Annotated in this window: 8 protein-coding genes; 4 read left to right on the top strand and 4 right to left on the bottom strand. The window is 42.0% G+C overall.

What is annotated here, in order from left to right; translation table 11 throughout:
- Positions 1–131 precede the first annotated feature (131 nt).
- The 4 genes from PP181_RS01960 to PP181_RS01945 all read right to left on the bottom strand — a co-directional run bounded on the left by PP181_RS01960 (position 132) and on the right by PP181_RS01945 (position 4,259).
- Positions 132–926: a hypothetical protein gene (locus PP181_RS01960; protein WP_272635776.1), complete on the bottom strand. Its 795-nt coding sequence runs from the start codon at positions 924–926 to the stop codon at positions 132–134.
- Positions 927–969: 43 nt separating this feature from the next.
- Positions 970–1,593: a response regulator gene (locus tag PP181_RS01955; RefSeq protein ID WP_272635775.1), complete on the bottom strand. Its 624-nt coding sequence runs from the start codon at positions 1,591–1,593 to the stop codon at positions 970–972.
- Positions 1,590–3,440 (bottom strand): sensor histidine kinase, encoded by a 1,851-nt coding sequence (locus PP181_RS01950; protein WP_272635774.1) that lies wholly within the window; start codon positions 3,438–3,440, stop codon positions 1,590–1,592. The genes PP181_RS01955 and PP181_RS01950 overlap by 4 nt, the downstream gene beginning before the upstream one ends.
- 93 nt (positions 3,441–3,533) lie before the next feature.
- Entirely contained in the window at positions 3,534–4,259 is a 726-nt protein-coding gene (locus PP181_RS01945; protein WP_272635773.1) for a hypothetical protein, read from the bottom strand.
- Between the two features lie 177 nt (positions 4,260–4,436).
- Between PP181_RS01945 and PP181_RS01940 the strand changes: the two genes are divergently transcribed.
- The 4 genes from PP181_RS01940 (at position 4,437) to PP181_RS01925 (ending at position 12,455) form a co-directional block, all read left to right on the top strand.
- Positions 4,437–4,625, top strand: coding sequence for a hypothetical protein (locus PP181_RS01940; RefSeq protein ID WP_154917598.1), 189 nt, complete (start codon positions 4,437–4,439; stop codon positions 4,623–4,625).
- A gap of 259 nt (positions 4,626–4,884) precedes the next feature.
- Positions 4,885–5,928 (top strand): lactonase family protein, encoded by a 1,044-nt coding sequence (locus PP181_RS01935; protein WP_161598208.1) that lies wholly within the window; start codon positions 4,885–4,887, stop codon positions 5,926–5,928.
- Positions 5,929–6,091: 163 nt separating this feature from the next.
- Positions 6,092–9,226 carry a WD40/YVTN/BNR-like repeat-containing protein gene (locus tag PP181_RS01930; protein WP_272635772.1) on the top strand — a complete coding sequence of 1,045 codons (3,135 nt, stop codon included), beginning with the start codon at positions 6,092–6,094 and terminating at the stop codon, positions 9,224–9,226.
- 103 nt (positions 9,227–9,329) lie between these two features.
- Positions 9,330–12,455 (top strand): WD40/YVTN/BNR-like repeat-containing protein, encoded by a 3,126-nt coding sequence (locus PP181_RS01925; protein ID WP_272635771.1) that lies wholly within the window; start codon positions 9,330–9,332, stop codon positions 12,453–12,455.
- Positions 12,456–12,526 lie beyond the last annotated feature (71 nt).

Below are 12,526 nucleotides of genomic sequence, written 5' to 3'. Positions count from 1 at the left end.
TTTGGTTATGATCAAAAATAGAAGGCGGGCATACCTGATTCAATACCTAGTAAAGGGTATATATAGTTCTCCTTAGTATCGATTTGAAGGAGTAAGTAAGTTTCTTTGAAGCCAGTTGAAGAAAAACTTGGTCATTCGCCAAGTGCCCGTATCAAAAATTTGGAAATATTGTTCTGGTTACTTTGATAAAGTTCAAGATATCGGTCCCAATTTTGGGTCTTTGCATTGATTTCACGTACCCTAACCTGAACGGTCTGCAGCACTTTCATTTTTGGTATTACCTGATAGTTTATTTCTGGAATTTCCCTTTTTTCTCCATCGATGAACTGTTCGTCCAAAAGAATGGGATTAATGTGGAATTCCTGGGCCTTATCATCCTCGTCAAAATAATAAAATCCAATGTCCAGAATATAGTTTATTCGGTTGCCTGGTCCACTTAGTTTACACAAGGAATGATTGAGTTCGTAGGATTTTAGGCCTAGATAATAATAACCTTCTACATTTTTTACGGTACCTAGGTCAAAGACAAATCGATTGATTACTTCCTGTCCCCCAAATTCGTTGAGACCAGATTGTTGGAAGACCATATTTTGCTCAGAATCTAGTTTTTTAAAACTTCCGGAATTCTCAAAAAAGGAATAACTGGCAAAATATTCTTTATTGAAATTATCAGGATTATAGAATAATTTGGAAGCCCCATCGACCAACAAGGGTATCAGTCTGACGGCCAAAGCACCCAGGGCCAGCCCAAAGGTTTCCTTAGTATCCGTTGATTCCGCTTTAAATAAGAGCTCTCGTTTAATCTCTTTGAAATCGGTCTTTACAACCTCTTGGTTTTTCAGGGCATAGTGCGTTTCAACTTGGGAATATCCGGAAACATGGGCAATCATAAAAATGGTTAGAATGTACAATGACCTGATAATCATTTTCTTTGAGTATTTCAATTATCTTTAAAAATAGGGGAAAAGATTAAAATTCATACTTTTTTTCCAAGGCGTACCTCAATAACTCTCCTTTTCCCTGGATTTCTAATATGCGCATCATGTTTTTTCTATGGGTGTCAACTGTGTGTATACCAATAAAAAGTTCATCCGCAATTTCCCTTGAGGTTTTTCCTTGTGCGATCAAGGATAATATTTCTTTTTGTCGCTTGGTCAACAGACCTTTGCTGGAGGCTTTTTTTTGATTTTCTGCAAATGAGAGATCAATATTGCCATCATAATAAGTACCGCCTTGTGCAACGGTCAAAATTGCCTCTAAGACTTGGTTTAGGGAAGCGTTTTTAAGGATATACCCGGTTGCGCCGGCATGTAACATTTTTTTTACGGCCCCCTCTTGGTCGAACATGGTAAAGGCCAAAACGGTAATATGGGGGTGTTCTTCTCTAATTATTTTTGTTGCTTCAATCCCGTCCATAATGGGCATTCTGATATCCGTTATTATTACATTTGGATTTCTTTTCCGTACCACTTCCAATAACTCCTGCCCGTTATTGGCTGTGCCTACAATTTGAATGTTTTCCTCGTATTTGAGTAGAAGCTCCAAACCATCAATCAAGGACTGATGGTCTTCGGCGATTGCTAACCGTATCATATGGGTATATCTATAATTATGGTCGAACCTTTACCAGGTTCAGATTCTATGTGAAAAGTGCCCTCCAATTGGGATATTCGTTTGTCGATACTTTTGAGGCCCATTCCATCTTTTCCTTTCTTTAAGGTTTTAGGGTCAAAACCTATTCCGTTATCTTCGACCAAAATGTTTAGTACATCACCGTGGTTGGTGAGGTGTATGTTTGCCATTGTGGCCTTGGAATGTTTAATAATATTGGTCGTTAATTCTTGTATAATTCTGAAAAGGTTGAGTTCCAAGCTGTTTTCAAGCCGATTGTCCAAACCAAAATCCTGTACCGATACCGCTATTCTATTTGATTGCGAAATTTTATCAGCCATTTGATTAACAGCCCTTAATAGTCCTTGTTTCGCAATGACCCCGGAATTTTTTTCATGGGCGATGGCCCGTATTTTTTGATAGGCCTCTTCCAATAGTTCATTGGTCTTATCATAAAGTTTTTGCTTGTTACTTATTGATTTTTCTTGCAAGGAGTTGAAATGAAGTTTTACGTTTGCCATCAATCCACCTAAATCATCATGAAGGTCATGGGCGATGCGTTGCCGCTCTTTTTCCTGCCCTTCTATCATGGCATCAATAGTAGCAAGTTCTTGGTCCTTTAGAAGTGTTGCTACTTTCTGTTCCTCCAATATTTTTCCCTGCTCAGCGAGCAATTGTTTGCGCTTGGTATTTTTATAGGTAAGCACACCAATGACCGACCCAAAAAGAAGGGCCAGTCCAAGCCCCAAGGTCCAAATTTTTATTTTTTTGTTTTGGGCATCCAATTCGAGCTTGTCTAGCTTGAGTTTGTCGGTTTGGTTTTGGACGGTTAAAATGGAAGATTCTAAGGTGTTGTTCTTATAGCCCAATTCATATTCTATATCCACTGATTTTCTAAGGTAATAATAGGCAGAATCATACTGATTTTCTTTTTGGTAAATTAAAGAAGTGAGACGGTCATTGTAAAAGGAATCCCTTAAACCTTTTGAAAGACCTTTTGCGATTTGAAGGTAATTTTTGGATTTTTCCAATTTGTTGTTTTGCATATTTATAGCAGCAAGTTGCCACGCGATATCACCACGTAGAATTTTTAAGAAGTTATTTTTTGCGGCCAAACTATCTGCTTTTAAGAAAAAATCTTCAGATTTTTCAAAATCTCCCTCAATTTTATAGTAGATTCCTTTTTCGTAATAATATTTAGGATAAAAAGCATGTGACTCGGGAATTTTTGTAAAAATGGAGTCCAGTTTATCGAAGTAGTGGTAATACTGACTGTCTATCGAGTTTATATCATCATCCGCTTTTGAAAAAAAAATCAAACTGTAAAGAATGACCAATACCTCATCAGTAAGGTCTGACTTTAGTTCGATGAAGCGCTCTAGGAATGGAATATATTGCTTACTTCCTATAAAAATTTCAAATCGGAATAAATCCAATAAAGCTATAAGTGCCGCTTTGGTCAAAATAGGATTGTCAAGTTCGTCACTTAGCTTTAGCGCTTCGGAAAAATTTATATATGCTTGTAGATTGTCTTGTTTGGAGGCATAGGTTTGTTGGTAGCCTGCGATGAGCCGCTTGACGAATCTTATTTCCTTAGGGTCCGTGTAGTCCAATTTCACTGGTGATTGATCCGGGTTTTTGGAAGACATTAAATCTAGCAACGTAGAGAGTGAAACTCTCAATTCACCATTATCAAAAATTTCAACTAGCTCTTTGGCACCTATATAGTCTTGATTTTTTAACAATACAAAAAAGTCGTCTGTATTGACTGCGAACAACCATGTAAAATTGATTAGGTAAGCTATAAGAAATGCAAAGATTCTTTTCACACGTTTAAATTTAAGGTAACAGATAGATTTTTAAGCATTTCCTTTTGTGAAAGTATTGAGTTTGTCATAAAAACCCCCTTTATGACGGTTTCATTAAAATAGAATTTTATTAAAACTTTCTTTACATCTTTTACCTGGTAACCCAAATGGTATTTCATTGTTTGCACCTAGTTCCGTTTCCTTTTCTTTATCATAATCTTCCTTAAGTACTACGTGTCTGCCATCCTTATAAAAGAACTCAAAATCGAAAGCTTTGCCATTATCGGGTTTACAAGCAATTCGACCATCGTCCATAAGGATAGCGTTACCGTTCTTGTCAAGTTCTGGAAACATAGGATTTAAATAACGTTCGGCATGTAGATAACTGCCTTTTTCAAAATGGATATTCTCTAAGTCTTTCTCATTAAGTGAGAAGGTCTGTTGATCGGACAAGGCCCTTGTGTACACTTTAAATGTAATCGTGTTTTTACCATAATTAGAATCGACCACAACGGAATCTATTCCTATAAAGTAAGTAGGTTTATAATTGACAATCTCAAATTCAATATTCTTTAAGGTTCTATACTGGGGTCCTAAAGAGGAATTTTTAATTTTGATGGAGGCATATATTCCATAATTGGTTTGATAATTCTGCCCCGCCATTAAAAGTTGTTTTCGGGTATCATTCAAATCCATGGTTGAACTATATTCCTGTAGTCCAGTTACTTTTTTGACTATAACTTCATTACTTCCCTTAAATTTCTGTCCCAAAAGAGGATGAAAACTAAGACTTAAAAGAAGGAAAGTAATTAGAAGAGGGAATTTTTGAAATGTTTTCATTTTTTGTATAGTTTTTTGGTTTGGTCTTCAAAGATTATAATAACCAACAAAGTAGGCTATACCGGATAGTGGGGATATTTCTAAAAGATAGGAATTTAATCGGATATTGGTTTATCAATAGTGCCTTTATAATCAATATTTTAATGAATAAGCATCCGGTTTATCCAGAAAAAAGGTATGGTTAGTGACCTTAACCAACACTCTGGGTCCTATAAGGAAATATCCCCCATGATGTACTTTGTTTTGGTTCTGGTTACCTTCGTTTTGTTGATTCTTGTGGTATTAGCCATCATCGATTTAAGAAAGTCGACCAAGGAATATCGCGAGTACAAAGATCAGGGAAGCGATACCAAAACCGACCTTTAGATGTATCGTTTTGCCAAGTTTCATTAAAAGTGTCTACATTTAGGTACATTAAATTTTCCTATGAAATGAGCCATAACAAGTCTTGGTTCTATCGAGATAGTTTTTGGCGAAATCGAAGATTCATGAACACCCAAATTAGACAAACTTAAATGATGTAAATAATTACATCTGACCTATGAAAAACAATAGAAATAAACAGATGAATAGATGGACAACTGCAATGATGTGCTTAGGCATATTCTGTATAATGGGATGCAATATGAATTCTAATCACATTACCTATGATCTATATGTAGGAACCTATACGGACGGGGATAGCAATGGTATTTATCAACTGAAGTTCAATGCGAATACAGGGGCCTTAACCAACAAGCAATTGGCCGCCAATATTGAAAACCCTTCCTTCATCAAATTTTCTCCGGATAATTCTATACTCTATTCGGTACTTGAGACCGATACCTTCGAGGATACCTCCGGTGGGGTAATGGCCTATGAACTTTTGGATGGCAAGCTTATTCAAAAAGGGGCCATGGCTACGGTAGGAGCCCATCCTTGCCATATCGCTGTTTCAGATGATGGCCAGTATTTGGCCGCTTCGAGCTATACAGGAGGCAATGTCACCATTTTTAGCTTGGACGAATTTGGTGGCCTTATGAATGACCCCCAGGTTATTGACCTCCAAAGCTTGGATACAGTGAAGACGTCCCATGCACACTCTGCCGCCTTTACAAAGGAAGGGTTATTTATAGCCGATTTAGGGCTGGATGCCATGAAGCGATTTTCTATGGATGCCGGAAAGTTCAAACCAAACGAACAGCCTTCCATTGATTTACCAAGTGGTGCAGGGCCAAGACACTTCACCTTTGGTCAGGATGGGAAGTTCTTATACACCATAAATGAATTGAATTCTACCATCACTGTTTTTGAAAGAACGGGTTCAAAATATATTGAAAAGGAAACCCATACTACCCTTGCGAACGATTTCTTAGGGGAAAGTTACTGTGCTGATATCCATTTGTCCCCTGATGGTAATTTTCTATATGGATCCAACCGTGGCGAACAGACCATCGTCATTTTTAGGGTGGACAAAGCAACAGGTTCCTTGAGTCTGGTGGACAGGGAGTCCGTCCGGGGAGATTGGCCCCGTAATTTTACAATGGACCCAACTGGGAAGTATCTGTTGGTAGCCAATCAAAAAAGCAGCAATATTGTGGTATTCAGAAGAGACCAGGAGCTAGGTACTTTAGAATTCTTGGAAGAAATTGAACTGCCCAATCCCGTTTGTTTGGAGTTTCTGGATTAATATTTACATAGGCCACGTTCCTAAAAAATATCCATTCTTATGTTATTGAATTTTATAAGCTTGGAAAAAAACCATAAGCCCCAAAATCATTATTGTCTTTTTTAAATGGGTGTATTAAAAGCTTTTCTTTAAATTTAGGGTTGACTAATTCAAAGAACTGAAAATGAAATCCAAGTACTCTTTTATGGCCCTCGTGGCCCTTTTCCTATTGCTACTGCCCAGTACAACAGAGGCACAACGTAGAAGTAAATCCAATAGCGCAACTGTTTCCTATCCAGAGGAATTGTACTCCAGCCTTGAATATCGGGGTATAGGGCCTTATCGCGGTGGTAGATCGGCTGCCGTTACCGGCGTGCCGGGAGAACCCAACCTTTACTATTTTGGAGCCACGGGTGGAGGGGTCTGGAAGACCTTGGATGGCGGTCGAACCTGGGAAAATATTTCCGATGGATATTTTGGCGGAAGTATCGGTGCTGTGGAGGTGGCAAAAAGCGACCCGAATGTAATCTACGTGGGCGGTGGCGAAAAGACCCTAAGGGGAAACGTTTCTTCAGGTTATGGCATTTGGAGAACCGTAGACGGCGGTAAAACCTGGGAAAAGGCCGGTTTGGAAAAGAGTAGGCACGTGCCTAGGATCAGGGTACATCCCACGGATTACAATACGCTATACGCCGCAGTATTGGGGGATATCTACAAACCGACAAAAGAAAGGGGCATCTACAAAAGTACCGATGGTGGCGACACTTGGAGACAAGTACTTTTCGTAAACGAACAGGCCGGTGCGGTGGATTTGACCTTCGACCCAAACAACCCAAGAATTTTGTACGCTTCTACGTGGCGCGCCCAAAGAACCCCATACAGTCTAAGTAGTGGAGGGGAAGGATCGGCCCTATGGAAAAGTACGGACAGTGGTGAAACTTGGAACGAGATATCCAAGAACGAAGGTTTTCCAAAGGATACTTTGGGAATCATTGGGGTAGCGGTTTCGCCCAAGAATTCTGAAAGGGTTTGGGCCATTGTCGAAAATAAGGAAAAGGGCGGTTTGTACCGTTCCGAAGACGGTGGTAAAAAATGGTCCTTGGTCAATAGCGACCGAAACCTGAGACAACGTGCCTGGTACTATACCCGTGTCTATGCGGATACCCAGGATGAAGATGTAGTGTATGTTCTGAACGTAAGCTATCACAAATCCATGGATGGGGGAAAAACATTCAAATCCTTCAATGCCCCGCATGGAGACCATCATGATCTTTGGATTTCTCCAGAAAATGGCCAGCGGATGATTATTGGGGATGATGGGGGTGCCCAAATTTCCTATGACGGAGGGGAGACCTGGAGTACCTATTACAACCAGCCTACAGCTCAATACTATCGGGTGACTACGGACAACCATTTTCCATACCGAATTTATGTAGCGCAACAGGATAATTCCACACTTCGTGTAAATCATAGAAGTGATGGTTCCGCTATTACTGAGGACGATTGGGAGGAAACCGCCGGTGGGGAATCCGCCTGGATTGCCGTAGACCCGGAGAATGATGATATTGTTTACGGTGGTAGCTACGATGGCTTCCTTACCCGCGTGAACCATGAAAAAGGCACCGTTAGGGGCATCAATGTATGGCCGGACAACCCCATGGGTGCAGGGGCGGAGGCGATGAAATATCGTTTTCAATGGAATTTCCCCATTTTGTTCAGTAGGCATGACCCCAACAAATTATACACTTTTTCCAACCATGTACACATGACCACGAATGAAGGCCAGAGTTGGGAAGTGTTGAGTGGGGATCTTACCAGGAACGATCCAACAAAATTAGGTTCCAGTGGTGGGCCAATTACACAAGACAATACCAGTGTAGAGTACTATTGTACCATTTTCACTGCCAATGAAAGCCCTTTGAAGGAAGGCTTGTTGTGGGTAGGTAGTGATGACGGATTGATCCATGTGTCCAAAAATGGGGGCGAGACTTGGGAAAATGTTACTCCTTCCAATATGCCGGAGTGGAACATGATCAATAGCATTGAACCTTCAGCTTTTGATGAGGGTACATGTTATGTGGCCGCTACCCGATATAAATTGGGCGATTTCCAGCCCTACCTATACAAAACAACGGACTATGGCCAAACATGGACCAAGATTACCAATGGCATAAATGAGGAACACTTTACACGTGTAGTGCGGGAAGACCCCAAAAGAAAAGGCTTGCTGTATGCGGGAACGGAAATAGGTATGTATATTTCCTTCGATGATGGGGCGAACTGGAAATCTTTCCAGATGAACCTGCCCATCGTACCCATTACGGATTTGACCATCAAGGACAATAATTTGATTGTGGCCACCCAGGGACGCAGTCTATGGATCATTGATGATTTAACGGTACTACATCAATTGGATGAAAGCAAGAAATCATCGGAACATATTCTGTATAAACCCAAGGATTCCTATCGTACGAAAGGGAGGGCAACAAGCAGTCCTTCCAAAACATCCGGACAAAACCACCCTAACGGTGTGGTGACCCATTTTTACATGAAGAATCTCAGTGAAAAGGATAGTGTTCATCTAACTTATACCTCCATGGCAGGGGATACCTTGGCCACTTATAACAACTATACAAAAGAAAAGGACCAAAAACTAGAAGTAAAGAAAGGTGGGAATACCTTTGTTTGGGACACTCGGGGTAAGGGTGCCAAATTGTTGGACGGTATGATACTTTGGTGGGCCAATTTGGATGGGCCAAAAGCGGTTCCCGGTAACTACAAGGTACATTTGAATGTCAATGGGAATTCCAGTATGCAGGAGTTCAAAATTGTCCCAGATCCGCGGGCGGAGGCATCGGTAGCCGATATGCAAAAACAATATGACTTTATTACCGATATCAACACGACCATAGATAAGGCCCACAAGTCCATTGAAAAGATCAGGAACGTAACGGCCCAATTGGATGCATTCACTAAGCAGTATGCAGATAACGAATCCACTAAGGAACTTATCGAAAAGGCCAAAAAGATGAAGGAAAGTTTGGGCGAGGTGGAGAAGGCCTTATACCAGACCAAGAATAGGAGTCGGCAAGATCCTTTGAACTTCCCCATTAAGTTGACCAACAAATTGGGACATTTGAATAGTTTGGTGGCGATTGATGACTTTCCTCCCACGGAACAGGACATTGCCGTTAAGAACGAGCTTACGGCCGCTATCAACAAGGAATTGGACAAGTTTGACGCTGTGATGTCGAATGAGCTAAAAACGTTCAATACATCCTTTAACGATTTGAACTTGAACTATTTGTTTGTTGAGTAATATAAGGTGTTATTCTATTGATCTGTCACTTCTAGCGGCCTATCCAGAGTGTACTCAAAGGGGGGGCGAGAAGTTAAAAAGGCATCAAAAAACTAGAAATTAAATGAAAAGATTACTTGTGATTTTATTCACCCTTGGAGCAACGGGAACCTTTGCCCAATTGGCCAACGAGTATTTCAAACCGATGAAATACCGTAATATAGGACCCTTTAGAGGTGGGCGTTCGGTTACGGCAAGCGGGGTTATCGGTGACCCGATGACGTATTATATGGGCACCACTGGTGGCGGACTTTGGAAGACCGAGACCGCCGGTCAGAAATGGGAAAACATCTCTGATGATTATTTCAAAACCGGTTCCGTAGGCGCCGTAGCCGTTTCAAAATCGAACCCCAACATTATATACTGCGGTATGGGCGAGCATGCCCCAAGGGGAGTGATGACGTCTTACGGAGATGGTGTGTATAAATCCACCGATGCCGGTAAAACATGGCAACATGTGGGATTGGAAAAGACGCAGCATATCTCGCGTATCATCATTCATCCAACCAATCCGGATATTGTCTATGTAGGCGCCCAGGGAGCACTTTTTGAAGGGAATCCTGAAAGGGGTATCTATAAGTCAGTGGATGGGGGGAAAACTTGGAAAAGCACCCTTTTCGTGAACAATTTGACCGGTGCAGCAGAACTTTCTATGGATGCCAATTATCCTGAAATTATGTACGCGGCCATGTGGGAGCACCAACGCAAACCCAATATAGTAATCAGTGGCGGGGAAGGCAGCGGACTCTACAAATCCACCGATGCCGGAGAGACCTGGAAAAAAATCCACGAAGGCCTTCCAGAGGAAAAAGGAAAAATGGCCATAGCTGTTAGCCCTGCTAATTCAAATAAAGTGTACGCCTTGATCGAAAGCGATTCCAATGCGGACAAGGGCGGACTTTTCGTCTCCAATGATGCAGGGGAATCCTGGTCCATGGTGAGTGGTGATAATAGACTGGTACAGCGTGCCTGGTACTACATTGAAGTATTTGCGGACCCCAATGATGAGGATACCGTGTATGTGTTGAGTGCGGCCATGTTCCGTTCCGAAGACGGCGGGAAGACTTGGGAAACCATTGATGTACCGCATGGGGATACGCACGATTTGTGGATAAACCCTGATAATTCCAAAAACATGGTGCTGGCCGATGACGGAGGGGCTACCATTACCTTTGATTATGGTAAAACTTGGTCAGCGCAGGACAATATGCCAACAGCGCAGTTTTATAGAATAAGTGTCGATAACCTGTTCCCATACAATATTTACGGTGGGCAGCAGGACAATACTTCGGTGCGAATCGCCAGTTTGTCCTTGGGAAGGGGCGGTATAACGGAGGAGGACTGGACCTATTCCGCCGGTGGTGAAAGTGCCTTTTTGGCCTTTGACCCAGATAATCCAAGATATGTGCTGGGCGGCAGTTATTTGGGTACTATCGAAGTGCTTGATACGGAAACCAAGAGTTCTACCAACATTATGGCAGCCCCCATACAGTATTTGGGAAGGGAAGCCAGGAACATGAAATATTTGTACAACTGGAACGCCCCGATCATTGGTTCCATCCACGAACCTGGTACGTATTATCATGGCGCGCAATTGGTTTTACGCACACGCGATATGGGGCTTACCTGGGAAGAAATCTCTCCTGATCTAACACGCGATATCGATGCCAAGCAAGGTAACGGTGGCGGACCTTACACTAATGAGGCGGTAGGTGCGGAAAACTACGGAACCCTGGCCTATATGATAGAATCGCCGCATGAAAAGGGAGTGTTCTGGACGGGAAGTGACGATGGATTGGTACATATTACCAAAAATGGTGGGGAAACTTGGGACAATGTAACCCCAAAAGGACTGAGCGAATGCTTGATCAATGCCGTTGAGGTATCACCTCATGACCCCGCTACGGCGTACATCGCCACCACCCGATACAAGTTCAACGACTACACACCGGCCCTTTACAAAACAACCGACTATGGAAAAACCTGGACCAATATTAGTGCTGGTATCCCTTACGGGGCCTTTACAAGGGTGGTTCGGGAAGATGAAAATAGGAAAGATTTATTGTATGCGGGTACGGAACTCGGTATGTACATTTCTTGGAACGGAGGCAAAACATGGGAGCCCTTTCAGCTGAATTTACCGGTAACCCCTGTGTTGGATTTAAAGGTGCATAGAGGGGATTTAATCGTGGCGACCTCGGGACGATCTTTCTGGATTTTGGACAATATCAATACCATTAGCCAGTATGAACCAACCAAAAAGGGCCTGAAATTTTTGAAACCAAATGCGGCCTACGCAGGATCTTGGGGAAGTCCCATGAGCAGCAATGCCAAGGAGGTTACTGCCACGGATGCCTTTGACGGGGTCAATCCGGCGAACGGTATGGTGCTGTATTACGAATTGCCAAAATTGAATGATTCCACCAAGCTTACCATGGAAATCAAGGATTCCAAAGGGAAATTGATTCGCAGTTTTAGTTCGGAAAAGGATAAAGACTATATACCACATAACGGTGGGGGAGCCCCTCCGGCCCCTGTATTGCCAAAAAATAAAGGCTTGAATCGGTTTGTATGGGATATGGGCCATTCGATCGTTCCAGGAATTCCAGGCGTGTATATAGAGGCCAACTTTAGGGGACACCAGGCAATTCCTGGAATGTATACCATAACACTTACTATGGATGGGCAGACGGTAACCACGCAAGGTGAGATCAAACCGATTCCAACCATTGAAATGAAACCGGGACAATTTGAGGAGTACGATGGGTTAATGAGCGAAATGGAACAGAAGATTACCGAGATGCATAAAATGGTCAATACCCTTTTTGAGGTTCAGAAAGACCTAAAGGAAGTGTTGAAGGAAATCGAGGATGAAACCTTAAAATCAAAAGGTGAAGCACTGTTGGAAAAAATGAAGGCGTGGGATGCCGATATGGTCCAAAGAAAGTCGCAGGCCTATGACGATGTGGAGAATTTCCCCAACAAATTTACGGCGGAATATCTATTTCTCTTGAATCAGACCAGCGGTAGTATTCCACGGGTAAACAAATCCAATATGGATAGAAAACAGGAATTGGATAAGCAATGGATACCTCTAAAGGCCAGAGGAGAAGCCTTGCTAAATACAGATATTCCGGCGTATAACAAAGCACTTTGGGAAGCGGGTATTGGGGCATTAAATCCGAAGTAGTTAATTTATTGTTCTTTCTTTTTGAACGTTTCAGGTTTTGTTTTGTAACCGTTTTATTAGTGAGTTAGTTG

Source organism: Maribacter sp. PR66 (assembly GCF_028464205.1).
Classification (GTDB): Bacteria; Bacteroidota; Bacteroidia; order Flavobacteriales; family Flavobacteriaceae; genus Maribacter; species Maribacter flavus.
Note: the sequence above shows the minus strand (reverse complement) of the source record. Positions and strands in the feature narration are given on the sequence as shown.